We start from the raw sequence: 25,163 nt of genomic DNA, 5'->3' as shown, positions 1-25,163 counted from the left end.
GTCCTGTGGATCAGCGGTCCAGGTCGTGGGTGCGTAGGCGGGCTCGGGCTTCGTCGAAGTCCTCGCGGGTCATCTTGCCGGCGGCGAAGCGGCGCTCGAGGATGTCGAGTGGCGACGGGAAGCTGGCCGGGTGCGGACGCGGACGGGAGATCAGGGAGATCGTGACCCAGGTGGCGCCTCCGGCAAGAAGGATCCACAGCGTCACTCCGAGGATGATCCAGCCCGCGCCAGGGCCCATCGAGTGCATCAGCATGGTCTCCTCCTCACGACGTGGCGGCCGGCGTGGATGCGGTGAGCTGCCGGCCCAGTTCCTCGCCCCAGCGGCGGGCGCGGTCGATCTCGACCTCGCCGATCGGGCCGGTGGAGTCGTCGACGAAGAAGCTCGCCGAGGTGGTGATCAACCGGAAGCCCAGCTTCCGCAGGACCTTCGCCGCCGACCGTGCGGCCGATCCCGGCAGCCGGCGGACCTTGGTGATCCGCGTGTCGAACGTCGCAACCTCCAGCGGCTTCGACCCGCGTCCGGTACCGGAGCGCGTGTCGGTGGCCAGCGCGGCAAGCCATTCACGGATGCCGACCTCGATCGGCATCACCACATCCGCCTGCTTCCGCGCATCCTGCCGGGTCGACACCCTGCTCATCGAGAACGCGTGCGTCGGTCCCCCGACGACCAGCAGCCCGACGTCAGCAGGGATGACAGTCGGCGCCCGGTACGCCGGCACGATCTCGGTCGGGACACTCTGCCGCAGCCCGTCACGGATCGCCCGCGCGATCCGCTCGGTGTTTCCGAACATCGACTCGTACACGACGAGCGCACGAACGGTCTCAGACATGATCAAGCCCTCCGATCAGGGTCAGTACGTCGGTACGACGAGCTCGCCGCGCCGCGCATCGCGCTGCACAGTCACGTACTCGCGCTCAGCCGTAGTCAGGTGATGTGGCACGATCGCGACCGGGCACGTCATCGCGGCCACCGAACGGCGTGCGACCGGATCCACCGGCAACGGACCAGCGTGCGATCCGACCACGACCAGGCCGACCTCGCCACTTTCGTGCACCAGCGCGGCAGCCGGCTGACGGCTGCTCAGGAACCGCGTCACCTTCACGTCCGGGAACCGGCTCGTCCAGGGGGCGAGTGTCTCCGACAGCAGGTGATCAGCTCGGCTGATCCACGAGTGCTCGGGGTCTTCGTCGTTCCAGGCATGGTCAGCCGGCAGACCGGCATGCACGACGATCAGGTCCGCCTCCCGGCCCGCCGCCACACCGAAGGCGAACTCGAGCGCCTCCGACGACAGCGCCGTACCGTCGATGCCGACGGCAACCTTCCGGTCCACCAGCGACGGCTTCCACGACGCCGGTACGACGACCACCGGGCAGCCGGCCCGACTGGCCAGCGTCAGGCTGGCGTGCGTGTTGATCAGCCGTTGCGGACCGCGGCTGCGCGCCCTGCCGATCACCAGCATCCGCGCCTTCCGCGCCGCATGCGCAAGTACCCGCATGCGCGGGCCCTCACCGGCGACCGCGGCCAACTCCATCGCATAACCGTCTCGGTGCCGCACATGCGCGACAGCCGCCCGCAACGCGTCATCCGCGAGTTCGGCCGGCGCCTTCGGCGCATACCCCGGCATCATCGGCGAGAACGAACCATGCGCCGAGTACGGCGCTACCAGCACCAGCTCAGCACCACTCCGGAGCGCCTCCGCGGCCGCGTAGTCCACGATCCGCAGGTTCTCTGCGCTTCCATCGACCTCGACCACAACCGGCCCGGTCCGTGTCCACGTGCTCATCGCTGTCCCTCTCTGTCAGTTCAAGCCTGTCGCGACCTCGGCGGCTTCGGCAGAGCCGAGGATGCCCTCCCGCGCCCGCCGAATGGACGGATGTGTGGAGGACCTTCGGCTCACGAGTTCCTCACCGCTCGTGAGCCGCCGGTACGACGGCCAGCGGGCACGTCGCGTGGTGGAGCACGCCACGGGTCACGGAGCCGGCCAGGAAGGACCGCAGCCTGGTGTGGTGTCGAGTACCGACGACCAGGAGTTGAGCGTCGTACTCGGAAGCCGCCGTGACGACGCCGTCGACCGGGTGGCCGCGACGGACAGCTGCGTGGATCTCCAGTCCGGGGTACTTCTGCCGCCATTCGGCCACGACGTTCTCGAAGTGGCTCTCGGCGTTCTCGGTCCATTCGGCGCTGATGCCGGCGACTTTCATCGCGTCGCAGCTGTAGATCGCCGGCAGGTCCCAGACATGGACGAGCCGCACGGCCAGCCCGCGCTCAGTCGCTTCCTGGATGCCGAACTCGATGATCGCCTCGTTGTTCTCGGAGTCGTCCACCGCGACCAGCACCGGACCGGAGTGGTCGCCGGGCTGCCAGTGCTCGGGCACGATCACGACCGGGCCCACCGCGGTGGCCGTGACCGCCTCCGAGGTGGAGCCGATCAGCAGTCGCTTGAACGTCCCCATCCCGCGGCGGCCGACCACCAGCATCCTGCTGCCGGCCGCGAGTTCGGTCAGTGTCCGGGCCGGTGGCCCGACCACGAGATCAGCCTCGTGGTCGAGCGAGCCGGGGCTCTCGTCAAGGTGCTTCTGGACCTCGCTAACGATCTCCATCGAGGAGTCGTCGATGACGTCCGGGTCCCAACCCGGCGCGTGCCGGAGTCTGCCCTCGATCACGTGCACCGCCTGGAGGGGCTCGTGCCGGAGCAGTGATTCCTGCAAGGCCCACTCCAGGGCGCCGGTGTCACGCCAGGAGCCGTCGACTCCCACGTGGATCACCGGCTGCACGGTCATTGTGGTCACCGCAGCCACGGGTAGCGGTGGACGATGTCGAGCTTGCCCCACCAGCCACCGAAGCCCCACACGTTGCCAGCGGCAACCAGTGCGAGGACGACGAGCGTGATGGCGCCGAGGATGTGCTCGTCCAGGACCGGGTTGTTCTCCGGCGGCAGGTTCGCCGACCACATCATCAGGTACAGCAGCGAACCGCTGACAGCCGCGATCCGCATCCCGATGCCCAGCGTCAGCGCGAGGCCGATGCCGGCCAGGCCGACCATGAACAGCGGAGTCACCCACCAGTCACCGACCAGGGACTGGTAGAAGTCGGCCAGCGGGCCGCTGGTGCCCTTGCCCAGGAATCCGGCGGTCGGGTCGCCACCGTCGATCCAGCCCTTGCCGGACGGAGTGGCGTAGCCCAGACCGAACAGCTTGTCGAAGAACGGCCACAGGAAGGTCAGGCCGAAGGCGATCCGCAGGACGGCGAGCGCACGCCCGGCCGCCGTGGTGATAACTGGGTACCGATCACCGTCGGGCGTGATCGTGGGAGCCGGTAGGTGGTCCCGGTTCGGCATGGTGGTCATGGTGTCTTCCTTTCACTGGATTCGACACCTCGATCGTGGGCTCGCACCCCGTCCGCCGGTCAGGGCTCTTCTCACCTCAACATCACGAGCCGAACGGCCCGAAACCTCGGGACTCTTGCCGCTAGGACCCGCCCACCACTCGGCCCAGGCTGGAAAGGTACGAGTCCCGTGCCATGACAGGCCGGAGAACATTCCTTCGACCAGTGGTTCTGAGAGCACAGGAGGTCAACACGATGTCGTCACAACCCGCTCCGATCGTCGTCGGCTACGACGGCTCGCCGGGCAGCCAGAGCGCGCTGCGCTGGGCCGTCGGCGAAGCCGTCCGTGAACTGGCTCCGCTGCGCATCCTGGAGGCGTTCGAGCTCATCGTCACCGTGCGCCCCACGCCGGGGCACGTCGTTCCGCTCGACGCCTTGCGAACGGCGCGGCAGAAAGGGCTCGACGCGGTGGCCGACACGGTCCGGCTGCAGCACCCCGAGCTGCAGGTCGAAACGAGCCTCGTCGGCGGAGCGGCCGTACCGGCCCTGCTCGACGAGGCTGGACGCGCCCGCCTCGTCGTTCTCGGTTCGCGTGGCCTCGGCGGCTGGAGTGGACTCCTGGTCGGGTCTGTCGCGGTCCAGGTGACCACGCACGCTCGGTGCCCGGTCATCGTGATCCCGCACGACCTGCGGCCGCACGCCCACGAGGGAGCGACCGTGGCCGTCGGAGTCGACGGATCGAAGGTGTCGGCCAAGGCGATCGACTTCGCCTTCGACCAAGCCGAGGCACTGCACGCCCGGGTCGTCGCCCTGCACGCCTGGTCCAGTCCGTTCCTCACGTACTCCGACGGCGCATCGATGCTCCAGTTCGACGAGGACAAGATCCAGGAGGAGGGCCGCCTGCTCGTCGCCGAGTCCGTGGCCGGCGCGGCAGCGGATCATCCGGACGTGCAGTGGACGACCGAACTGGTCAGCGGATCAGCGGCCCAGGCTCTCGTCCGCCGGGCGAACTCGGCCGACCTGGTCGTCGTCGGCTCCCGCGGCCGGGGCGGATTCACGGGTCTGCTCCTCGGCTCGGTCGGCCAGAGCGTCCTGCACCACGCCCAGTCTCCCGTCGCCATCGTGCGCTGAGCCCATTCTCAGCCTCGCCCGGCCGTCCCGGTGATCGTTGCCAGGCACAAGGGTCGCACGAGACCGCGGTCCGCGACGCCAGGTCGCGGACCGCGGCTGTTGTGCTGCTACTGGACTCCGGCTTCGCTGAACAGTGCGACCTTCAGGGCACCGGTCACCGCCGGACGCGAGAAGACGTCGTACGCGTCCTGCATCTCGCCGAGGCCGAACCGGTGCGTGATCAGCTCGGGCAGCTCCAGCCGGCCCGCCGCGAGCATCGACAGCAACCGCGGCGTCGACGACGTGTCCACCAGGCCGGTCGTGATGGTGACGTTCTTGATCCAGAGATCCTCCAGGTGAAGGGTCGCCGGCGCACCGTGCACACCGATGTTCGCGACCGTCCCGCCGGGCCGGACGACACGGGTGCACAGCTCGAAGGTGTCCGGGATTCCGACCGCCTCGATCGCGACGTCGGCACCGAGTCCACCGGTGAGCTCGCGAACCGCCTTCTCCACGTCCTCGTCCGGGCCGAGCGCGATATCCGCGCCCCGCTCGAGCGCTGCCTTGCGCCGCGAGTCCGCCGCATCGACCACGACGATCCGCGACGGGCTGAACAGCTTGCTGGTGGCGATCGCCGCGAGGCCGATCGGACCGGCCCCTACGATCACGACCGTGTCGCCCGGTGAGACCTTGCCGTTGAGTACGCCGACCTCGTACGACGTCGGCAGGATGTCGGCCAGCAGCACGGCCGCCTCGTCACTGACGTTGTCCGGCAGCTTGTACACCGACCGGTCGGCGAACGGAACCCGGACCTGCTCGGCCTGGGTGCCGTCGATCAGGTGACCGAGGATCCATCCGCCGCCGCCGAGGCACTGACCGTAGTGACCCTGCCGGCAGTACTCGCACCGGCCGCACGACGTGATGCAGGAGATCAGCACTCGATCGCCGACCGCGACACCACGAACACCCTCGCCGACGGACAGGATCGTCCCGACCGCCTCGTGACCGAGGATCCGGCCCGGCTCGACCGTCGGCACATCGCCCTTCAGGATGTGCAGGTCGGTGCCGCAAATGGTGACCGCGTCGACGCGCACGATCGCATCCTCAGGATCCTGGATCACCGGATCCGGCACCTCGCGCCAGCTCCGCTGCCCCGGGCCGTTGTAGACCAATGCCTTCATCACAGACCTCCCTAGACGACTCTTTCCACCTTCGACGATGGCCCTCCACACCGGTCCTGACTGCGGCCGAACTACACCTCCAGGCAGGACCTTCGGCCCTCCCTGCCTCACCTGTCCACGGCTTGACTGGAACTGCAGGAGTACGAATCGAGAGGTGTCTCATGTCCGCGGAACTGCCGGTACTCGTCGGGATCGACGGATCGCTCGACGGCCTGATCGCGCTCGGCTGGGCGGCGTCGTACGCCACCCTGCGCCGGGCGCCAGTGCACGCCGTGTATGTCCTGGACGATCAGCGGCAGCTGCCCGCGAGCACGCCACCCACCGGACCGGACGACGGCAGCGAGGTGCTGGCAGACGCCCTCCAGGAGCTCGAGCGGCTTCGCTTCACGGCCGCCTCGCTGGAGGTGCGCCACGGCCATCCGACCAAGGTGCTCCTCGAGCTGTCCGAGCACGCCCAGGCGCTCGTCGTCGGCCGCCGCGGCATGGGCGGCTTCGCGGAGCTCGTACTCGGGTCGACGTCCCAGGCATGTACGGCGCTCAGCACCGACGTGCCACTGATCGTCGTACCCGACACCTGGGACCCCACGGCACCGCCACACCGGCGGATCGTGGTGGGCATCGACGGATCGGTGGAAGGCCAGGACGCACTGCGCTTCGCCTTCGAACTGGCCGACGCGACGAACGCCGAACTCCTCGGAGTCCATGCTGTCGCGGTCCGCGAGAGCTACCCCGATCCCAACGTCTGGGTCGACCCGAGCCGGCAGCCCTGGGCCGGTGCGGCCGACCAGCTCCTGGCCCAGACGCTGGACGACTGGACAGCCAAGTACCCCGAGGTCCGCGTCGACCGACGTGTCGTCGCCGATCATGCGGTCCGTTCGCTCGCGCAGGAGTCCGAGCTCGCCGACCTGTTGGTGGTCGGCGGACTGGGCCACACCGCGTTCTCCGAGCTCCGGCTCGGATCGGTGGCCCGTGGCCTGCTCCACCACTCGCACTGCCCAGTCGCCGTCATCCACCAGACCTGAGGATCGTTGCCATGACGCCCACAAGGGACATCGTCATCAAGGCGCGGCGACTGACCAAGCGGTTCGGCCACCGGACCGCGCTCGACGGTCTCGACCTGGACGTCCCGGCCGGCGTCATCCTCGGATATCTCGGACCGAACGGCGCCGGCAAGACCACAACGATCCGCCTGCTCGCCGGGCTGATCCGGCCGACGTCCGGATCGGCGGTGGTCTTCGGGTTCGACGCCAACGATCAGTACGACGTAATCCAACGGCGGATCGGCTACCTGCCCGGCGACTTCGTCGCCTACCCGGATCTCACCGGCACGCAGTACCTGGACTACTTCGCCCATCTGTACGGCGGTGTCGACCGGGACCGGATCGAGCTCCTGGCCAAGCGGTTCGACCTCGACCTCGGTGTCCGGATCGGCGCGTTGTCCCGCGGCAACCGGCAGAAGGTCGGCATCGTCCAGGCCTTCATGCACGACCCGGATCTGTTGATCCTGGACGAACCCACGACCGGTCTGGACCCGCTCATGCAGCGCGAGTTCCGCGACCTGCTGCGTGAGACCCGGGACGCCGGACGGACCGTCTTCCTCTCCTCGCACGTCCTGTCCGAGGTCGACGCCGTCGCGGACACTGTCGCGATCCTGCGAGCCGGGCGGCTGGTGACGACGCAGTCCGTGCAGGCGTTGCGGGACAGCGCCCGCCGCCGTCTCGATCTCACCTTCGCCGGCACCCCACCCGGCGACCGGATCCACGCCGTACCTGGTGTGCAGGAGCTCACGCTCGACGGCCGGACCGCGCACGTGGTGGTCACCGGATCGACGGCGGAGCTCATCACGACGGTCGCGCCGTACGAGGTGATCAACGTCGTCAGCCACGAGGCCGACCTGGAGGCCGCGTTCCTCGACTACTACACCGACCGGGAGTGAGCCATGTTCCGCAACGTCTTCCTGAAGTCGATGTACGACGCGCGCCGCGGCCTGATCGGCTGGTCGATCGCGATCGTGGCACTCGTGCTGCTCGAGAGCGCTCTGTGGCCGTCGGTCCGGGACATGCCGAACCTCACCGAGCTCTATCAGTCGTTCCCCGAGGAACTGCGACGGTTCTTCAACCTGGACGCGATGACGACCGGCGCCGGATTCCTCAACGCTGAACTGTTCACCCTGATGCTGCCCGCGCTGTTCCTGGTCTACGCCATCGGGCACGGCGCCCGCGCCCTGGCCGGCGAAGAGGAACGCGGAACGCTCGAACTGCTGCTGGTCACCCCTGTCTCCGGCTTCCGGATCGTCGCCGACAAGGCGCTCGCACTGGCGCTGTCGATCACGATCCTCGGGTTCGCATTGTTCGTCGCAACCACGCTCGGCAGCCTGATCTTCGGTGTCGGTATCAGCGTGCAGGCGGCCGCGAGCGGTGCCCTCGCGATGACACTGCTCGGCGTGGAGTACGGCGTACTCGCGCTGGCCGCCGGAGCCGTCACCGGTCGCCGACCCGCCGCGATCGGTATCGCCGCGGCCGCCGCAACAGCCGCGTACGTCGTCTACGCCGCCGGACTCATCCTGCCGCGCTTCGAGTCATGGCAGCCCTACTCCCCCATCCACCAGGCGTTCAACGGCGGACCGCTCGGCGCCGGCTTCCAGCTCAGCTACCTCTGGCTTCTCGCCGGCGCAGCCATCCTCCTCGCGATCGCCGTCCCGGCCCTGGACGGCCGCGACATCTCAACCGCACACGGCGGCTGATCCAGCCCACACTTACCGCCCACCTGCTCCGGATCCAGTTCGACCTGAAGCGGGAGGGCTGTCTTGTCACAGCGAAGCGGCGACGAGCTCGGTCAGGTCGACGAGGCGGCTGGTGTAGCCCCACTCGTTGTCGTACCAACCGAAGACCTTCACCAGGTGGTCCTGGACTTGCGTCAACGGGGCGTCGAAGATGCAGGACGCCGGGTCACCGATGATGTCATGGGACACGATCGGATCCGTGGTGTAGCGCAGAATCCCCTTGAGAGGACCGGCCGCGGCATCTGCGAAGGCCTGGTTGACCTGCTCGACCGTTGCGACCCCGGACAGCTGCACCGTCAGGTCGGTCAGGGAGCCGTCCTCGACCGGGACCCGCACCGCGACGCCGTCGATCTTCCCCGCGAGCTCAGGGATCACCAGTCCGACCGCACGGGCAGCACCCGTACTCGTCGGGATCAGGTTCACGGCGCCGGAACGACCGCGACGCAAGTCCTTGTGCGGCGAGTCCAGCAGCACCTGATCGTTGGTGTAGCTGTGGATCGTCGTCATCAGTCCACGCTCGATCCCGAACGCCCGGTGCAACACCGACACCATCGGCGCAACGCAGTTCGTCGTGCACGAGGCGTTCGAGATCACCTGGTGAACCGCCGGGTCGTAGTCGTCCTCGTTGACGCCCAGCACGACCGTCGTGTCGACGTCCTTGCCAGGCACCGACAGGATCACCTTGCGGGCGCCGGCGGCGAGATGCGCACCGGTGGTCTCGCGGGTGCGGAACTTGCCGGTCGCCTCGATCACGATGTCGGCACCGACCCCGGCCCAGTCGAGCCGGGCGGGATCACGCTCGGCGGTCGCACGCAAGGTCCGGCCGCCGACCGTGATCGAGTCGTCCGAGTAGCCGACCTCTACCTTCAAGGGCCCGTACGTCGAGTCGTAGCGCAGCAGATGCGCGAGGGTCGACGGTGCGGCGACGTCGTTGATCGCGACCACCTCGATGCCGCTCGACGTCCGCTCGAGCACGCACCGCAGGTAATCGCGCCCGATTCGCCCGAACCCGTTGATCCCAACCCGTACGCTCATGATCGACCCCTCAGTCGGTTGTCTCCGTCCCTTTCATTCGACCGGTGGCCCAGGGGTCGTCGGGAGGGTCGAAGGTCCCGGCTTCGGCTGCCGTACGACTGCCAACGCAACGGTCAGCGTGCCGAGCAGCAGGAAGACACCCGAGCTCGTCAGGATCCCGATCCACAGCCACTGCAGCCCAGGTGCGGTGGCGCCGACGTCGGCCCGCACGCTCAGTTCCTTACTGCCGTCCGCCGGCATCACCACGAGCGTCCAGTCGCCGTTCTCGATCGGCCAGGTGATGGTCTGCTCTCCCGGCCCGGAGGCCTGGACCCGCCAGATCCTCAGCTCGGTGGGCACTGTTGACGGTGTCGTACCGGCATGGTCGTCGTACGTCGTCGTGTTCGGGCCAACGGCCTTCACCGTCGTGTACCCGACACCGGCCAGATACCTGCGTACGTCGGTGGTGGCGGCGAGGCCCACGAACACCGGGCTGCCGCTCACCGCCCGGACACGTACCCGGGCGTCGCCGAACCAACGGTGCGGCACCGACGCGGCTCCCGCATCGATCGTCAGCTTCTCGCTCGTCAGTGCGTAGCCGCTGGTGCTCAGCGTCACTTTGTCCGAGGTCACGAAGCCCGCCGAGTCACGGCGCGCCTGATCAAGCCAGACCAGCGCTCCGCCGACGGTGAGCCCGAGGAGCGACGCCAGCGACACCACAGTGCCCACGACCAACGCGATGGTCCGCCCGGCCGACATCCGCAGCTCAGGCTCGCGCGAGGGCGAGGGCGAGGGCGAGGGCGCGACCGGCCTCGGGTGATTCTCCGGCGGTGGCTGGTCGAGTTTCGTCGTACCGGGGTCGTGACCGCCCATGTCCAGGCGGAACGGCGGGTACTGGTCGACCATCAGCCCGGCGTACGCCGCGACCCGCAAGGCCCAGCGATCCATGCCGAGCACCAGGTCGAAGACCGGCCGTGGATAGCGCCCGCTGAACAACAGGACCACAGCGCCGATCAGCACCAGCAGGCCGACCAGGCCGGAGTTCCACCCCTGCCTGTCGGTCTGCACGGCGAACCAGGTCCCGCCACCCAGGAAGAATCCGACCACGAGGTAGTGCGGAATCGCGAGCAGCCACCATTTGACCAGGACCAGACCGCGCGACAGATGCTCCGGATACGCGATCTCCAGATGCGCCGGATAACCGGGAACGTCGTGCAGCGTGAACGGCGGGTACTTGTCGGTGCCGAGTGCGCCGTACGCATAGAACTGGACCCGCCAGGTCCATCGCAGTACCCCGACGTTGAAGTCGAAGATCCCGCGTGGGTAGCGCCCGGTGAACAGGATCGCGAAGAACGCGGCGCAGCTCAGCAGCACGAACGCGATCCACAGCACCGCCAGGACGAACAGGTGCGGGATCACCAGCACCCACTTCACCAGCCACAGCCAGCGATTCAGCCGGTCGTCGAGTGCTCCGTCCACCCGGACCGGGTACGTCGTCGTACTCATCATGTCCTCCCGTCACTCGTCCCTCATTGCCAGCCTCGAGCTGTCGCGGCGAGGTCAGCAGAGCCGAAGGTCCCGCTCAGGACGCGGCTTGGTGCCCTGACCGGACGGCCGGCACCGGCAGACGGTGGAAGTGATGAGCAAGGAGGCAGTCATGGATGAGAAGGTCGTCGATCGGCCCGTTCCGGCCGACAACGACGAGACGCTGCGCAAGCAGGCGGTCGAGGAACTCCGCAAGCGGCATGACTTCGCGGGACACATCCTCGCCTACCTGACGGTGAACACCTTCCTGGTGGTCATCTGGTACCTGACCGGTGCGGGATTCTTCTGGCCGGCCTTCCCGATGTTCGGCTGGGGCATCGGAGTCGTCTTCCACGCGTGGGACGTGTTCTGGCCGCAACCGAGCGAGACCGCGGTCCGGGGCGCGATGGACCGCATCGCCCGCCGTAGGTGACAACAGTCCGGAAGGCCTGCCCCGCTCCGGGGCAGGCCTTCGCGCCGTCACTTCCCGAACCCGAGCCGGCGATCATGACAACCCCTGTAGGTCCCGGCTGGACGCAGAGGACCGGCTCACCGGATCGGAACCGTCTTGATGACGGCGGATCTCGTGGCCTGTGGCCACCTGTCCAAGGTCCGATCCCGGCGAGCCGGTCGTTCCCCTGCATCTCCAGAGTCATCGACTCCACACCGCGAGGTCAGGGCCCAAGGTCCCGACCTCCCGGACCACCCGTCCCTGGACGAACCGTCAGTCCCGGATCAGCACGTCGGCGATCGGGCGCCGGGGAGTCGGTGGGACGGGGAGCCCGTAGCCGAAGCGGATCACGGCCTGGGGACGCTGCCAGGGTCCGAGGGGATCGTTGATCTGCCAGCGCAGGCCCTCGTGCTCGATCACCTGGTTGAGCAGCGACGTCGAGATCCCTTGTGCGGTTGCTTCCAGCAGCACACCCTCGAGTGCCTGGCCGGCGCGGAGCCACTCGATCGGTCCGTCGTACCGGGTCGCCAGCACCGCGAACTGTGGTGCACGCTCGAAGTTCGCCACCGGTCTCGCCTCATCGGCCTCGGTGGCCGCCAGATCGCGCACGACCGGATTGCCACCCGCGATCCGGGGCCCGAGCGCACTCGACGGCACGCCGTCGTCCGCGCGGTCGCCCCCGACCCACCGGCGCCGCTCTGCCGTGCGGCCGCGGTCCTCGTCGTCCGCGTCCATCGCCTCGTTCGTTGCCATCTGCAACCACCATTGCCCGGGCGGCCGATCGAGCCACTGCAGGACGGCTCCCTCGATCCGCGCACGCAGACCGAGTTCTGCCCGGACCTGGTCCGGCACCCGTTCGTCGCTGAACGGCTCCCGGTTCGTCCGGCGTTGCAGGATGTACGGCGCCAGGCCGGCCATCGCACCGGTCAGCGGTGCGTCGAGTTCCACCACCGCCACAAGGTCGGGCCGGCGCTGGTCCATCAGATGGCGGACCTGTGAGCCGATCCCGCGGGCCGCCGCTGCCACCCGCAGATTGAAGATCGCGGCCCCCAGCGAGACGTACAACATCCGCCGGGACGGATCCTCCGCGGGCAGCTCCCGCTCACGATCCCGGTACACCTCGACCTCCCAGCCGGCGAACCGGAACCGCCACGGCTGGGTGTTGTGCATGGACGGGGCCGCCACCGCCGCCCGCAGCATCGCATCGCGATCCGCGTCCGTCGGCTCGGCCCTCGGCCGCATGGTTTCCTGCATCGCTCTCACCTCAGTGGACCTAGGCATCACGCTGCGTGCCTTGTCGACGTCCAGGGTCGGCATCCTGGACACGGCGTTGCCCGGCCGGGTTGATGACATCGTTCGCGCCGACGACTTCCTGCTTGCCGGGTACGATGTACCGCACGATCGTTCTCCCTCACCTTCGAGCGAACGCCGACTCCATCGACCCCCGTAGGGCCTAAAGCCCCGTCCACTCGGACCGATCGGCAGATGCGGAGGGCTGCCCGGGTGACGGATGCTCGGATCAGATCGGCCCGGGAGGTGGACCGTGCATCAGCTGCATTCGAAGGTCGTGCCCGTGCCCTGGGCCCGGCGACTCGTGATCGACGCCGGCCGGGCCGCCCAACGGCGCCACGCCATCCACGGACTGTTCGAAGTCGACGTGACCTCGGCCCGCGGAGCGTTGCGACGACATCATGAGACGACCGGTGAGGACCTCTCGTTCACCGCGTTCGTCGTCGCCTGTGTGGCGCGCGCGGTCGCCGCCGACCCCACGGTCCAGGCGTACCGCGACCTTCGCGGCCGGGACGTGATCTTCGACCAGGTCGATGTCGGCCTGCCCGTCGAGGTCGACGTGGACGGGAGTCCGTTCGCGTTCACCCATGTGCTGCGCGATGCCGGCCACCGCACCGTGCAGGAGTTGCACCGCGAGATCCACGACGTCAAGGCGGATCCCCAGCTCAGCCCGTCGGTCCGCAAGGCACCGTGGGCACGCGCGTACCTGATCCTGCCCGGCTTCGTGCGCGTCCGCTTGCTCGGGATGCTGCATCGCTTGCCCCATCGCCAACGGGCGCTGGCAGGAACCGTCGGCGTGACAGCGGTCGGAATGTTCGGCGCCGGTGGCGGCTGGGGCATCGCGTTCCAGCTGCACACACTGAGCATCGTCATCGGCGGCATCACCCGGCGTCCGATTCTGTTCCAGGGCGTGCTCGTCGAACGTGAGTTCCTGCAACTGACGATCAGCCTCGACCACGACGTCGTCGACGGCGCACCCGCCGCCCGCTTCGTCGCGCGCTTGAGGGGCCTGCTCATGGCAGCCGAGGAGATCGGCCTTCCCGCAGCGTCACGGAGATCAGCATGACCGCCAAATCCGTTGTCGTAGGCATCGACGGCTCGCCGGCCGCGGACGTCGCGATCAGATGGGCGACCGCCGAAGCCGCCTCACTACGCACCCAGCTGCGACTGATCACTGCCATCCCTCCCGGCGGCTCAGCCTCTGAGGCCGGCGACGTCGTCTACAAGGCCGTCGCCCTGGCCCGTGACCTGGCGCCCGGCGTGGACCTCGATCCACGGATCGAGCACGGCCCCCCGTCCACGATCCTGGTGCAGGCGTCCGGTGACGCGGACCTGGTGGTGATCGGCAGCCGCGGTCTCAGCCTGATGGTCGGCGCACTCGTCGGCTCGACCGGCCTCGACCTCGCCGCGAACGCCCGCTGCCCGGTGGTCGTCGTACGCCCCGATCTCGGCTCTGAGGCCGGCAGCCGAGTGGTCATCGGGTACGACGGCTCATCCGCTGGCCAGATCGCACTCGACTTCGGCCTGGACTACGCCCGCCGCCACGACCTCGCCGTACGCGTCGTCGCCGCCCAGCCCGCCGGCACCGAGCTGCACCGGATCACGGAGACCGAGCTACGCGAGGCAGTCCAGGCGCGCGGTGCCCACGATGCCGAACTGATCCAGATCACCGGCCACCCCGCCGCACACATCCTCCGCCTCGCCGCCGACGCCAACCTGATCGTCCTGGGTGCCCGCGGCCGCGGCGGCTTCACCGGCATGCTCATCGGCTCCGTGAGCCAAACCGTGCTCCATCACGCCGACTGCCCGGTCGCCATCATCCCCGCAGCCGCGATCGGAGGCTGATCCTCGTGACGACCCAGTCCGCCGCCACCACCGATTCGGCCGCTGTCTACCGTGCGATCCGCTGGGGTTTCGTCGCGATGTTCGGATCAGGAGCCGTAATTCACTTCGTTCTGGCCCTGACAACCCCGCGGTCTTACCACCCGTTCGCCGACGAAGCGCTCTTCGACTGGGTGTACCACGGCTGGCAGAACGTCTTCATGGCCAACCCGACGCTGTGGGCCTTGCTCCTCGCCGTGGCCGAACTGACCATCGCCGTACTCCTGGTCAAGAGCCCGCGCGCCGGTTACCTCGTGGTCATCGCCTTCCACGTCGCCCTGATGGCCTTCGGCTGGGGCTTCTGGCTCTGGTCCGTCCCAGCCCTGTGCTTCGCACTCCCCGCAGCCCGGCACACCTTCCGGACCAGCCGCTAGCACTCACCGCGCTCAGATGAAGACGATCCGGCGTCCGGGTGGGCCTGCGATCGTTCTGACCAGGTAAGACATCCACGTGTCGCGTCGTACGGGCGCGCGAAGAGAACGGCACGGACCGAGCGGGGGCCGGCGGTTGGTCCGCGCCGCTGCGGGGTGCTTTGCGTAGCCCGCGAATCACCAACCGCCTCATCACACCCCGTCGTGTGCGGCCCGGCCTGGCGCACCAGGCCGGGCGGCCAGGAGTCAGTCGGTGTGCTCGATCGTGACAGTGCGCGCCTCGGCGGACTTCGCCGAGATCGGGACGGTCACCTCGAGGATTCCGGCCGTGTACCTGGCCACGACGGCCTTCTCGTCGGCTCCGTCCGGCAGGAGCACCCGACGGGTGAGCGTGCCGTAGTGGAACTCCGAGCGGGCACCGTCGTGCTCCTCCTGTTGACGAGTCGCCGCGATGGTCAGTACGCCGTTCGCGACCTCGACCTTGATGTCCTTGGCCGGATCCAGGCCGGGCAGCTCCGCCCGGACGACGTACTTGTCGTCGTCGGTGAACTCCTCGATCCGGACGCCCCGCATCGTCGCGGGCAGGTTGAACAGGCCCGGCAAGCCCTCGGCCCAGTCGAACAGCTCCGCGAACTGACGCCGGTTGTCTCTGTGTTGGAGCGTGGTCATGATGTCCCCTTTCCGTTGCCCTTCGTCACCTCCACCACACCTCGCGCGGCGCCTGCCCAGCAGGGCCCAACGCCCTGGCCCGGGCAGCCCTTCGACCCTGCCCCAGCCGCCGGCCGGCCGAGCCCAGCCGGCTGACGGCGAGCAGGCTCAGGAGGGCGATGACGCCGCCGACGAGGCCGTCGAACAGGTAGTGGTTGGCGGTCAGGACGATCGCGGCGAGCATCAGGACGGGCATCAACCAGCCGAACAGACGCAGGATCGGGTGACCGGCCAGTCCGGCGACCGCGATCCCCATCAGCAGGTTCCACCCGAAGTGCAGACTCGGTACGGCGGCGTACTGGTTGACGAACGCCGGCGGCTGCAGCACCCGGTAGGCCTCGGTCTGCTGCGTGACCGTGTCGACGAAGCCGTACGCCGGCAGGAAGCGCGGCGGAGCGACCGGGAACACGGCGAAGATCACCAAGCCCAACCCCCCGGACATCAGCATCGCGTTCCGGAACGTCCGGTACGCGTCGCGATGCCGGATCAGTAACCACAGCAACGTCGTCAGGAGCACAGGCCAGTGCCCGTAGATGTAGATGTAGCTCACCGAGTTCGCGATCCACCCGTGCGCGGTAACGGCTGCCTGCAGCTTCGGCTCGACGAAGACGCCGGCCGATCGCTCGAGGGCGATGACGTGCTCGGCGTTGCGGTAGGCGACGTCGACCCTGGTCGCGATCACGCCTCGGACACCGAAGTACAGCACGATGGCGGCGGCGATCAGGATCACCTCGTGTGCGATCCGTTGTGCACGGTCGGCCGTGCTCAGCACCGATGTCTCGCTCCCGGCGACCATGTGCCGCTCCCTCCCGACAGCCTTTCCCCCACCGTCACCGACGCGACGGGCACCGGACAGGGCCATAGCTCCCAGCGCGCCGGGGACCAAGGTCACCGCGGCGTTCGAGGTGCGGGGCTCGTGCGCGGCGGTTATCGTCCTAGCGAAGGGAAATGCCGGAACGGCTCAGGTGTGAGCGCGTGCCGGAGGCCGGAAGGAACCCCGCCATGGACAAGGGCCAGGGGCATCTCGCACGGATCGCGCGCAGTGCCACCACGATCGTCACCCATCGCGGCACGCGCACCGCGGCGCTCGTGACCGCCGTGGCGCTCTCGCTGTGGAACGTCGAGCGCGTCCCGCACACGGCCCTGCTGCCCGCCGTCGTGGGCTTGCTGCCGTTCGCGATCGGCAAGTACGTGCTGTGCCCGATGCGCTGGCACGCGATCTCGACCAGCGGCCGCCCGCGGCGGTGGCATCTGCGCGCGTACGCGGAGAGTGAGATCTTCGGCCTGATCTCACCGTGGCACGCCGGGGCTGATCTGTGGCGCGTCCACCGGCTGGACAAGATCGGCGTACGGCGGTCCAGTGCCGTCGCCGAGGTTGCGCTGGACCGATTCATCGGTGCCGTCGGGCTCGTCGCCGCGGTGGTGGTAAGCGGCGTGACACTGCCATGGACCGTGGTCGCGATCGCTCTCGGCGCCGCGGCCGTGGTACTGGCCGGCGCGCTCGTTGTACGGCGTCGGCGTCCGCTCCTGGCTGGTCGCTGGCCCTGGCCGTCGGCGAAGGTGTTCGCGCTCGGCGTCGTCCTGTCGATCGGTTATCAGGCCACGATCCTCGGCCTGCTGGTCGGCTCGATCGACGCGGTCGGCGGGTCCGTGTCGCCGCTCCAACTGATCGCGGTCTTCGGAGCCAGCCAGATCGCCGGCGCGCTGCCCGGCGTCCACGGTGCGAGTCCACGCGACGGCGCCCTGGTCGCCGGGCTGGCGTCGATCGGCGTCTCGTGGACGGCCGCTTTCGGCGCCGTCGCGCTCACCGCGTTGCTCTACTGGGTTCCTGCGCTCCTGCTGGGCGGCACCTTCCTGTTCTTGCGCTGGCGCGGCTGGTTCACCGAACCGGAGCCGACGGCGGCATGACCCGCCGACTCGTCGTCGCACATCGCGCCGGCAACGATCCCGGAACCCTCCGGTCGGCCCTGGAGCTCGGCGCCGACCTCGTCGAGGCGGACGTGCACGCGTATCGGGGCCGTCTCGAGATCCGGCACCACAAGACGCTCGGTCCTTGGTGGCTGTGGGATCGGGGTGAGTTGGTCCGCCGTACGGAGGTCCGGCTGCTCGAGATCCGCGAACTGCTGGCCTCGGTCGACGGCGATCCCCGGCTGCTGCTCGACCTGAAAGGGATTCATCCGCGGCTCGCCGCCCGCCTCGCGACAGTACTGACCGAGGTCATGCCGACCAGCACGGTCACCGTGTGCACACAGCACTGGTGGATGCTGTCCGCCTTTCGCGACCTGACAAACGTGCGGCTGGTGCTGTCGGCCGGTAGCCGGCGCGGACTCCGCCGGGTACGGTCCCGGCTCCGCGGACGACCGGCGTACGGCGTCTGCGTGCACCGGCGACTTCTGACCCCCGAGATCGTGACCGAGCTCCGGCGTGGCGCCGAGGTCGTCTTCACCTGGCCGGTGGACACCGATGACGCCCTGGCCGAGGCGCGCCGTCTAGGTGTCGACGCGGTCATCGGGAAGAACCTGAGCATCCTCGTCGCCAACTGATCGCACCGGGACTCTCGAAAGGCCCGCGCGAAGAGGTCTATCGGCCCGCGCCGGCGGCTCTCCCGCGGGCAGATGCTCGGGGTGAGGACGGCGCCGGCCGCCGTCCCGCACACCTGCTGACGGGAGACATCATGTCCAAGCCATCAACCCGCAGTCCCGAATCCGGGGTACGCCGGCGCGCCCGCGGCTCGAACGGATGGTTCGCCTGGATGGCCGGAATGTGGGTCGTGTTCTTCGTCCTGCTGAACTCGGGCCGGATCGACGACGTCGCCACCTGGATCCGCGACCTACCGCTCCTGCTCGAGATCCTCGTCTGGGTGGTGCTCTTTCCCTGGGTGCTCGCCACGGCCGTGTGGACCAGCGACTGGTCCGAGGGCCTCCGCCTCACCCTCGTGATCCTGTTCGCCGTTGTCTGGACGATCGTCTCGATCCCTCGCCCCGAGAAGCCCGTCCCACCATCCCGCGACAGCCGCCAGTGACCCCTGCCCGGCCCACCGATCCCGTGACCCGGGTGCTACACCAACGGCATCCGGGTCATGGACACGGCCATCAGCGGCGACACGCCTCTCACCCGGGGCCTGCGGTCAGCTGTGCAGGCGGATGTGTTCGTGGGTGACCTGTTCGATGTCGGACGCCGCGGTGTCCAGCAGTTCGTGAGCCAGGTTGGACAGCGCCCGCGCGACGGCGAGCTCGTCGCCGATCTCGGCGATGTCGGTGTCGTTCGGGTTCCGGCGGGCGGTACCCCGGCCGACCAGCTGTGTCTTGTCGTTCGTGTGCAGCCGGGCCTCCGCGTGGGTGGTCCGCTCGTCCTCGTGCTCGTCGATGAAGATCTCGACGCTCCAGTGCCTGCTCGCGGTCATGATGCTCGCCCTTCCCCTCGATGGACCCCTGTAGGTCCATGGTCCGAAGGCGCCGGGGTCCGCGCCAGGGCCGTCGGGTCCACCGCGGCGGGAACTTGTGCCCTTCCGAGCGATCACCAGCGGGCGTGTGCTGTAGGTGCAGGAAGGGAGGTCGGCCATGAAAGACATCGACAAAGTACGCACGCAGCGCGACGCGCAACGCAACGTGGCCAGCCGCCGGACCGTCGGATCGTCCCGATTCGAGCAGGCCGTGCTGCGTTACCTCGGCGTCGAGCTCTACAAGGAGCGCCACCGCCGCGCCAACGCAGCTGACGCGAAGCAGCCGGCCAATCAGCGCGCGGCCCACTGACTCCGAACGCAGCTGCGCTCAGTTCACCGGCACTCGGGCTCGGGCGGCGGCCGGGCTCCGCATGCTCGGCAACGACGTACCGATGCCATAAGTGAGGAAGTGCCCCTCGGGGAAGATCTCCACGATCCGGCAGTCGGCCAACCGTTCAGCCGGGACCAACTTGGCCAGCTCCGGCAACAGCGATGTGATGTAGCGCTGGCCGGACGGGTGAACGACGGCACGGGCGTGGAAGCTGATCGTGGCCGGCGGGATCGGAGCCAGCAGAGCCATCAGACCGCCACGCCGTACCGGCACCGTGACCGCGACCTGGCCGGTCGCCGGGATGTGCAACGCCTTCCAGCTGTCCGGCGCGACCGCGACGTACAGCCTGCCCCGGCCGCTCGTGTACATGACCCCACTCGACCGAGGCTCACCGTTCGGTGTCACGTAGCTCAGCACCGCGAACGACGCCTTGGCAATCTGTCGCCAGATCTCTTCCTTGCTCGGTCGCCGCCGACCTCCGTTGCCGACCGCAACCTTCTGCTCTACCCGACTACCTGTCCTGCTCACCGTCGTTCTCCTGCCTTCAGTAGTCGCCCAGCCGGCGCAGCCTCCCTGTGACTACTTCGAGTCTCCGGCCGTGCCCGGGACTCGAACCACAGCCGTCGGGCCTGACCGCCGTAGGCGGGACGACCTCCAGCACGCCAGCCGTTGAGAGCCCACGCACTGGGCCTTTCGGCGTGGCCCCGCGGGACCGATGACCCTGGACCGTCCACGTCGTGCGAGCGACGATCGAAGCCCGACTTCGGCGCGAGGAGCCTGTGATGAACGAGATCGGCCGGCCGGCGGACCAGGCACGGCGGGCGCCCTGGGTCATGCTCGCCGTCGCCACCGTGGGGTTCGCGGTCAACTTCTGGGCGTGGGCGCTGCTCAGCCCGCTCGGGCCGTTGTTCCGGACCGAAGGCACACTCGGTCGGCTGTCGGAGTCCGACGTCGCGCTGCTGGTCGCCGTACCGGTGCTGGTCGGCTCGCTGGGGCGGATCCCGATCGGCGCCCTGACCGACCGGTTCGGCGGCCGGGTGATGTTCCCGTTGGTCTCGGCGGCCACGATCCTGCCGATCCTGTTCATCGGCGTGTTCGCGCTCGACTCGTACGGCGCCCTGCTGGTCGGCGGCTTCTTCCTCGGCATCGGCGGCACGGCCTTCGCGGTCGGCGTGCCGTTCGTGAGTGCGTGGTTCCCGCCTGAGCGCAAAGGTCTCGCGGTCGGCATCTTCGGAGCCGGCATGGGCGGTACGGCGGTCAGCGCACTGACCACAGTGAAGCTCTACAGCAACGCCGGGCACCGCGTCCCGTTCCTGATCACGGCCGGTGCCCTGGCCGGGTACGCCGTACTGGCCTGGCTGGTCCTTCGCGATGCGCCGAACCGACGCCCGGCGCACGGTTCCTTCGTGACCCGGTTGGTGGCCAACGCCAAGCTGCCGATCAGCTGGCAGGCCTGCATCTTGTACGCCGTTGCCTTCGGCGGCTATGTGGCCTTCTCGGTCTACCTGCCGTCGTATCTGAAGACCGCGTACGACCTCAGCGCCGCCGACGCTGCCAACCGGATGGCGGGGTTCGTCCTCGTCGCAGTCCTGATGCGGCCGATCGGCGGCTGGCTGTCGGACCGGTTCGGACCGGTGCCCGTCCTCGCTGGCTGCTACGCGATCGTTGCCGCCGGCGCGGCCGTCGCCGCCACCACTCCGTTGCTCGAACACGTCGGCACTGTCGCGTTCCTGTCCATGGCGGCCGCCCTCGGCGGTGGGAGCGGGGCAACCTTCGCACTCGTCGCCAAGGTGACCGACCCGGCGCGCGTCGGCGGGGTGACCGGCCTGGTCGGCGCTGCCGGCGGCCTCGGTGGCTTCGTGCCACCGCTGATCATGGGCTACGTCTACGGCCGCACCGAGTCGTACGGCATCGGTCTGACGTTGCTGTCGGTCACCGCGGCCGTGACGCTGCTGCTGACGGTGACCATCGTGAGAAGGACTGCCCGCCCGGCCAGCCAGGAGCACCGCACCGCGACCAGCGAGGGACGCGCATGAGCACTGGGGCTCGTTCGGAAGACAGCTCGGATGTCGGCCTGGACGGAGGGCTCAGCGAAGCTCTGGTCCGGACGCGGCGCTACTTCACCAGGGGCGAGGTCTCGGACGATCTGCGCACCCTGTACAAGACCGGCGGTCGTGGCGCCGACGACTTCTACCGGGATCGCTGGAGTCATGACAAAGTCGTGCGCTCCACCCACGGCGTGAACTGCACCGGCTCCTGCTCGTGGAAGGTGTACGTCAAGGACGGCATCATCACCTGGGAGACCCAGCAGACCGACTATCCCTCGGTCGGCCCCGACAAGCCCGAGTACGAACCTCGCGGCTGCCCGCGCGGCGCCGCCTTCTCCTGGTACACCTACTCGCCCACGCGCATCCGCTATCCCTACATCCGCGGCGTACTGCTGCAGATGTACCGGGAGGCCAAGGCGGAACTCGGTGATCCGGTCGCCGCATGGGCTCACATCGTCGACAACCCCGGGCGTGCCGCGCAGTACAAGTCCGCACGCGGCAAGGGCGGCCTGGTTCGCGCGAGCTGGGACGAGGCGACCGAACTGATCGCCGCGGCCTACGTACACACGCTGAAGAAGTGGGGGCCGGACCGGATCGCCGGGTTCTCGCCGATTCCCGCGATGTCGATGGTGTCGCACGCGTCCGGTGCCCGGTTCACCTCGCTGGTCGGCGGCACGATGCTGTCGTTCTACGACTGGTACGCCGATCTCCCGGTCGCGTCTCCACAGGTGTTCGGGGACCAGACCGACGTACCCGAGTCCGGCGACTGGTGGGATGCCGGCTACCTGATCATGTGGGGCTCGAACCTGCCGGTCACCCGGACGCCGGACGCGCACTGGATGGCCGAGGCGCGGTACCGCGGTCAGAAGGTGGTCGCGGTGGCGCCGGACTACGCCGACAACGTGAAGTTCGCCGACGAATGGTTGCCTGCGGCCCCCGGCACGGACGGCGCGCTCGCGATGGCGATGGGACACGTGATCCTGAAGGAGTTCTTCGTCGACCGGCAAACGCCGTACTTCACCAGTTACACCAAGGCCTACACCGACCTGCCGTACCTGATCCGCCTCGACGTGGCCGACGGCGGCTACCGGCCCGGCAAGTTTCTCACCGCAGCCGATCTCCCCGGATTCGAACAGGAGAACGCCGACTTCAAGACCGTGGTGCTGGACTCGGTCACCGCCGAGCCCGTCGTTCCGAACGGATCGCTCGGTCACCGGTTCGGGGAGGCCGGTCAGGGCAAGTGGAACCTGGATCTGGGCCTGGTCGATCCCGCCCTGTCGATGGCCGGTGACCAGGCCGAGGCAGTGCTGCTCCGGCTGCCGCGGTTCGACACTGGCCACGGGTCGGCCGATGACCTGATGCGTGGCGTCCCGGCACGCCGGATCGGCGGGCACCTCGTCACGACCGTCTACGACTTGATGCTCGCCCAGTACGGCGTAGCCCGCCCCGGTCTGCCCGGCGACTGGCCGGCCTCGTACGACGACGACGCGCCGTACACACCAGCGTGGCAGGAGCGCATCACCGGCGTTCCGGCGGCAGCCGCTGCCCGCATCGCCCGCGAGTTCGCGCAGAACGCCGAGGACTCGCGAGGACGATCGATGATCGTGATGGGCGCGGGCACGAACCACTGGTTCCACTCCGACACCATCTATCGTGCGTTCCTGGCGTTGACCACGCTGACCGGCTGTCAGGGGGTGAACGGCGGCGGCTGGGCTCACTACGTCGGGCAGGAGAAGTGCCGTCCGATCACCGGCTGGGCTCAGCTCGCTTTCGGACTCGACTGGTCACGGCCACCACGGCAGATGATCCAGACGGCCTATTGGTACCTGCACACCGACCAGTTCCGCTACGACCCGTTCGGTGCGGACACATTGGCGGCGAAGACGGGACAGGGCCAACTGGCCGGGAAGACCACCGCGGACCTCATCGCGCTCAGCGCCCGGCTCGGCTGGATGCCGTCGTACCCGACCTTCAATCGCAATCCGCACGACCTCGCGGACGAGGCGCGGGCCGCGGGACGCCCGGTCTCCGACCATGTCGTCGACCAGCTGACGACCGGCGCGCTCCGGTTCGCCTGTGAGGATCCGGACTCTCCTGAGAACTTCCCGCGCATCCTGTCGGTCTGGCGGGCCAACCTGCTCGGCTCGTCGGCCAAGGGCAACGAGTACTTCCTCGAGCACCTGCTCGGCGCGGGCTCGTCACTGCGAGCCGGAGAGGCCCCGGAGGGCAGCCGTCCGCGGGAGGTGGAATGGCATGACGAGGCTCCGCGCGGGAAGCTGGATCTCCTGCTGACGCTGGACTTCCGGCAGACCAGCACGACGCTCTTCTCAGACGTCGTGCTGCCCGCGGCGACGTGGTACGAGAAGCACGACCTGAACACGACCGACATGCATCCGTTCATCCACTCCTTCAACCCTGCTATCGCGCCACCCTGGCAGACCCGGACCGACTGGGATGCGTGGCAGACGATCGCGGAGAAGTTCAGCGAACTCGCCCAGCAGCATCTCGGTGTACGCCGCGATGTCGTCGCCGTACCGCTCCTGCACGACACCCCCGACGAGCTGGCGAACCCGCACGGAGTCGTCAGGGACTGGAAGGCGGGTGAGTGCGCACCGGTGCCGGGGGTGACGATGCCGAAGCTGGTCGAGGTCGAGCGCGACTACGGCGCTGTGGCGGCCAAGATGTCGGCGCTCGGCCCGCTGATGGAGAAGCTCGGCGCGACGACCAAGGGCGTCACGTACGACGAGACCGAGCCGGTCGACTACCTGCGCGCGAAGAACGGCGCAGTCCGCGGCGGCCCGGCCGACGGCCGGCCGTCGTTGCACCGCGACATCCACGCCTGCGAAGCGATCCTGGCCCTCTCGGGTACGACGAACGGCCGCCTCGCCACCGAGGGTTTCAAGACGCTGGAGACCCGGGTCGGCAAACCGCTCCACGACCTGGCCGCCGAGAACGAAGGCAAACGCATCACGTTCGCGGACACCCAGGCCGCGCCTGTGCCCGTCATCACGTCACCGGAATGGTCCGGCTCGGAGACCGGCGGCCGGCGCTACTCGCCGTTCACCATCAACGTCGAGCGGCTCAAGCCCTGGCACACGCTGACCGGACGACAGCACTTCTTCCTCGACCACGACTGGATGGCAGAGCTCGGCGAGAACCTGCCGGTCTACCGCCCACCACTGGACATGGGCGCGCTGTTCGCCGAACCCGCCATCGGGTCGGTGACCGAGCACGGCGTGACGGTTCGCTACCTGACCCCGCACAGCAAGTGGTCGATCCATTCGGAGTACCAGGACAACCTGTTCATGCTCTCGCTGTCACGCGGCGGACAGACGATCTGGATGAGCGACAAGGATGCTGCCAAGGTCGGGATCGCCGACAACGACTGGATCGAGGCGGTCAACCGCAACGGCGTCGTCGTGGCGCGCGCGATCGTCTCGCACCGGATGCCCGAGGGCACCGTCTACATGCATCACGCGCAGGACCGGCTGATCGACGTACCGATCGCCGAGGCCTCGAAGAAGCGCGGCGGCATCCACAACTCGCTGACCCGGTTGCTCATCAAACCTACGCACCTGATCGGCGGCTACGCCCAACTGTCCTTCGCCTTCAACTATCTCGGTCCGACCGGGAACCAGCGCGACGAGGTCACCGTGATCCGGCGGCGCTCGCAGGAGGTGGCGTACTGATGCCCCGGAGCGGAGC

The 25,163-nt window shown here is 68.7% G+C and carries 28 protein-coding genes; 14 read left to right on the top strand and 14 right to left on the bottom strand.

Annotated elements, in window-relative coordinates; all coding sequences use genetic code 11:
* Nucleotides 1–10: 10 nt before the first annotated feature.
* The 5 genes from ACGFH6_RS25850 to ACGFH6_RS25830 all read right to left on the bottom strand — a co-directional run bounded on the left by ACGFH6_RS25850 (nt 11) and on the right by ACGFH6_RS25830 (nt 3,347).
* Nucleotides 11–253 carry a hypothetical protein gene (locus tag ACGFH6_RS25850; protein ID WP_393388640.1) on the bottom strand — a complete coding sequence of 81 codons (243 nt, stop codon included), beginning with the start codon at nt 251–253 and terminating at the stop codon, nt 11–13.
* Nucleotides 254–263: 10 nt separating this feature from the next.
* A complete protein-coding gene (locus tag ACGFH6_RS25845; RefSeq protein WP_393388638.1) occupies nt 264–830 on the bottom strand; it encodes a flavodoxin family protein in 567 nt (188 codons plus the stop codon).
* A gap of 21 nt (nt 831–851) precedes the next feature.
* Nucleotides 852–1,784, bottom strand: a complete 933-nt coding sequence (locus ACGFH6_RS25840) for a universal stress protein (protein ID WP_393388635.1) — start codon at nt 1,782–1,784, stop codon at nt 852–854.
* A 121-nt stretch (nt 1,785–1,905) separates the two neighbouring features.
* Complete coding sequence (locus ACGFH6_RS25835) at nt 1,906–2,781, bottom strand: universal stress protein (RefSeq protein WP_393388632.1); 876 nt, start codon at nt 2,779–2,781, stop codon at nt 1,906–1,908.
* A gap of 5 nt (nt 2,782–2,786) precedes the next feature.
* Nucleotides 2,787–3,347: a hypothetical protein gene (locus tag ACGFH6_RS25830; protein WP_393388630.1), complete on the bottom strand. Its 561-nt coding sequence runs from the start codon at nt 3,345–3,347 to the stop codon at nt 2,787–2,789.
* A gap of 233 nt (nt 3,348–3,580) precedes the next feature.
* Between ACGFH6_RS25830 and ACGFH6_RS25825 the strand changes: the two genes are divergently transcribed.
* A complete protein-coding gene (locus ACGFH6_RS25825) occupies nt 3,581–4,456 on the top strand; it encodes a universal stress protein (protein ID WP_393388627.1) in 876 nt (291 codons plus the stop codon).
* A gap of 107 nt (nt 4,457–4,563) precedes the next feature.
* Here the strand turns inward: ACGFH6_RS25825 and ACGFH6_RS25820 are convergent, their stop codons facing one another.
* The gene (locus ACGFH6_RS25820; protein ID WP_393388624.1) at nt 4,564–5,616 is read right to left on the bottom strand and encodes a zinc-dependent alcohol dehydrogenase family protein; all 1,053 of its coding nucleotides are present in this window, start codon (nt 5,614–5,616) and stop codon (nt 4,564–4,566) included.
* A gap of 161 nt (nt 5,617–5,777) precedes the next feature.
* Here ACGFH6_RS25820 and ACGFH6_RS25815 point away from each other — a divergent pair, with 161 nt between their 5' ends.
* The 3 genes from ACGFH6_RS25815 to ACGFH6_RS25805 are packed head-to-tail and all read left to right on the top strand — an operon-like array spanning nt 5,778 to nt 8,359.
* Nucleotides 5,778–6,638 carry a universal stress protein gene (locus tag ACGFH6_RS25815; protein ID WP_393388621.1) on the top strand — a complete coding sequence of 287 codons (861 nt, stop codon included), beginning with the start codon at nt 5,778–5,780 and terminating at the stop codon, nt 6,636–6,638.
* An 11-nt stretch (nt 6,639–6,649) separates the two neighbouring features.
* Nucleotides 6,650–7,552, top strand: a complete 903-nt coding sequence (locus tag ACGFH6_RS25810; protein WP_393388618.1) for an ABC transporter ATP-binding protein — start codon at nt 6,650–6,652, stop codon at nt 7,550–7,552.
* A gap of 3 nt (nt 7,553–7,555) precedes the next feature.
* Nucleotides 7,556–8,359, top strand: coding sequence for an ABC transporter permease subunit (locus ACGFH6_RS25805; RefSeq protein WP_393388616.1), 804 nt, complete (start codon nt 7,556–7,558; stop codon nt 8,357–8,359).
* A 66-nt stretch (nt 8,360–8,425) separates the two neighbouring features.
* Here the strand turns inward: ACGFH6_RS25805 and gap are convergent, their stop codons facing one another.
* Together gap and ACGFH6_RS25795 are read right to left on the bottom strand one after the other, a co-directional pair.
* Complete coding sequence (gap, locus tag ACGFH6_RS25800) at nt 8,426–9,433, bottom strand: type I glyceraldehyde-3-phosphate dehydrogenase (protein ID WP_393388613.1); 1,008 nt, start codon at nt 9,431–9,433, stop codon at nt 8,426–8,428.
* Nucleotides 9,434–9,466: 33 nt separating this feature from the next.
* Nucleotides 9,467–10,918, bottom strand: a complete 1,452-nt coding sequence (locus ACGFH6_RS25795; protein WP_393388610.1) for a DUF4389 domain-containing protein — start codon at nt 10,916–10,918, stop codon at nt 9,467–9,469.
* 151 nt (nt 10,919–11,069) lie between these two features.
* Here ACGFH6_RS25795 and ACGFH6_RS25790 point away from each other — a divergent pair, with 151 nt between their 5' ends.
* On the top strand, nt 11,070–11,369 hold the full coding sequence (locus tag ACGFH6_RS25790) for a 2TM domain-containing protein (RefSeq protein ID WP_393388607.1): 300 nt from the start codon (nt 11,070–11,072) through the stop codon (nt 11,367–11,369).
* A 291-nt stretch (nt 11,370–11,660) separates the two neighbouring features.
* Here the strand turns inward: ACGFH6_RS25790 and ACGFH6_RS25785 are convergent, their stop codons facing one another.
* Both ACGFH6_RS25785 and ACGFH6_RS25780 read right to left on the bottom strand, forming a co-directional pair.
* Nucleotides 11,661–12,641 (bottom strand): Acg family FMN-binding oxidoreductase, encoded by a 981-nt coding sequence (locus tag ACGFH6_RS25785; RefSeq protein ID WP_393388604.1) that lies wholly within the window; start codon nt 12,639–12,641, stop codon nt 11,661–11,663.
* A 19-nt stretch (nt 12,642–12,660) separates the two neighbouring features.
* On the bottom strand, nt 12,661–12,786 hold the full coding sequence (locus ACGFH6_RS25780; protein WP_393388601.1) for a hypothetical protein: 126 nt from the start codon (nt 12,784–12,786) through the stop codon (nt 12,661–12,663).
* Between the two features lie 144 nt (nt 12,787–12,930).
* On the opposite strand from ACGFH6_RS25780, the gene ACGFH6_RS25775 reads away from it, so the two are divergent.
* Genes ACGFH6_RS25775 through ACGFH6_RS25765 form a run of 3 tightly spaced genes read left to right on the top strand, consistent with a single transcriptional unit; the run spans nt 12,931 to nt 14,932 of the window.
* Nucleotides 12,931–13,743, top strand: coding sequence for a 2-oxo acid dehydrogenase subunit E2 (locus ACGFH6_RS25775; protein WP_393388598.1), 813 nt, complete (start codon nt 12,931–12,933; stop codon nt 13,741–13,743).
* Nucleotides 13,740–14,522 (top strand): universal stress protein, encoded by a 783-nt coding sequence (locus ACGFH6_RS25770; RefSeq protein ID WP_393388595.1) that lies wholly within the window; start codon nt 13,740–13,742, stop codon nt 14,520–14,522. The genes ACGFH6_RS25775 and ACGFH6_RS25770 overlap by 4 nt, the downstream gene beginning before the upstream one ends.
* Nucleotides 14,523–14,527: 5 nt before the next feature.
* On the top strand, nt 14,528–14,932 hold the full coding sequence (locus ACGFH6_RS25765; protein WP_393388594.1) for a hypothetical protein: 405 nt from the start codon (nt 14,528–14,530) through the stop codon (nt 14,930–14,932).
* Between the two features lie 243 nt (nt 14,933–15,175).
* Here ACGFH6_RS25765 and ACGFH6_RS25760 read toward each other — a convergent pair whose 3' ends face one another.
* Nucleotides 15,176–15,598, bottom strand: a complete 423-nt coding sequence (locus tag ACGFH6_RS25760) for an Hsp20/alpha crystallin family protein (RefSeq protein WP_393388591.1) — start codon at nt 15,596–15,598, stop codon at nt 15,176–15,178.
* Nucleotides 15,599–15,623: 25 nt separating this feature from the next.
* Nucleotides 15,624–16,433 carry a phosphatase PAP2 family protein gene (locus ACGFH6_RS25755; RefSeq protein ID WP_393388588.1) on the bottom strand — a complete coding sequence of 270 codons (810 nt, stop codon included), beginning with the start codon at nt 16,431–16,433 and terminating at the stop codon, nt 15,624–15,626.
* Between the two features lie 206 nt (nt 16,434–16,639).
* On the opposite strand from ACGFH6_RS25755, the gene ACGFH6_RS25750 reads away from it, so the two are divergent.
* The 3 genes from ACGFH6_RS25750 (at nt 16,640) to ACGFH6_RS25740 (ending at nt 18,659) form a co-directional block, all read left to right on the top strand.
* Nucleotides 16,640–17,545 (top strand): hypothetical protein, encoded by a 906-nt coding sequence (locus ACGFH6_RS25750; RefSeq protein WP_393388585.1) that lies wholly within the window; start codon nt 16,640–16,642, stop codon nt 17,543–17,545.
* On the top strand, nt 17,542–18,180 hold the full coding sequence (locus ACGFH6_RS25745) for a glycerophosphodiester phosphodiesterase (protein ID WP_393388583.1): 639 nt from the start codon (nt 17,542–17,544) through the stop codon (nt 18,178–18,180). The genes ACGFH6_RS25750 and ACGFH6_RS25745 overlap by 4 nt, the downstream gene beginning before the upstream one ends.
* Before the next feature lie 131 nt (nt 18,181–18,311).
* Nucleotides 18,312–18,659 carry a hypothetical protein gene (locus ACGFH6_RS25740; RefSeq protein ID WP_393388581.1) on the top strand — a complete coding sequence of 116 codons (348 nt, stop codon included), beginning with the start codon at nt 18,312–18,314 and terminating at the stop codon, nt 18,657–18,659.
* A 105-nt stretch (nt 18,660–18,764) separates the two neighbouring features.
* Here the strand turns inward: ACGFH6_RS25740 and ACGFH6_RS25735 are convergent, their stop codons facing one another.
* The gene (locus ACGFH6_RS25735; RefSeq protein ID WP_393388579.1) at nt 18,765–19,040 is read right to left on the bottom strand and encodes a DUF1876 domain-containing protein; all 276 of its coding nucleotides are present in this window, start codon (nt 19,038–19,040) and stop codon (nt 18,765–18,767) included.
* Between the two features lie 157 nt (nt 19,041–19,197).
* On the opposite strand from ACGFH6_RS25735, the gene ACGFH6_RS25730 reads away from it, so the two are divergent.
* A complete protein-coding gene (locus ACGFH6_RS25730; protein WP_393388576.1) occupies nt 19,198–19,389 on the top strand; it encodes a hypothetical protein in 192 nt (63 codons plus the stop codon).
* Nucleotides 19,390–19,407: 18 nt separating this feature from the next.
* On the opposite strand, the gene ACGFH6_RS25725 is transcribed toward ACGFH6_RS25730, so the two are convergent.
* Nucleotides 19,408–19,938, bottom strand: coding sequence for a pyridoxamine 5'-phosphate oxidase family protein (locus tag ACGFH6_RS25725; protein ID WP_393388573.1), 531 nt, complete (start codon nt 19,936–19,938; stop codon nt 19,408–19,410).
* Between the two features lie 254 nt (nt 19,939–20,192).
* On the opposite strand from ACGFH6_RS25725, the gene ACGFH6_RS25720 reads away from it, so the two are divergent.
* Entirely contained in the window at nt 20,193–21,446 is a 1,254-nt protein-coding gene (locus ACGFH6_RS25720; RefSeq protein WP_393388571.1) for an MFS transporter, read from the top strand.
* Nucleotides 21,443–25,147 (top strand): nitrate reductase subunit alpha, encoded by a 3,705-nt coding sequence (locus ACGFH6_RS25715; RefSeq protein WP_393388568.1) that lies wholly within the window; start codon nt 21,443–21,445, stop codon nt 25,145–25,147. The genes ACGFH6_RS25720 and ACGFH6_RS25715 overlap by 4 nt, the downstream gene beginning before the upstream one ends.
* Nucleotides 25,148–25,163: the final 16 nt, after the last annotated feature.

Source organism: Kribbella sp. NPDC049227, assembly GCF_043197265.1.
Classification (GTDB): Bacteria; Actinomycetota; Actinomycetes; order Propionibacteriales; family Kribbellaceae; genus Kribbella.
Note: the sequence above shows the minus strand (reverse complement) of the source record. Positions and strands in the feature narration are given on the sequence as shown.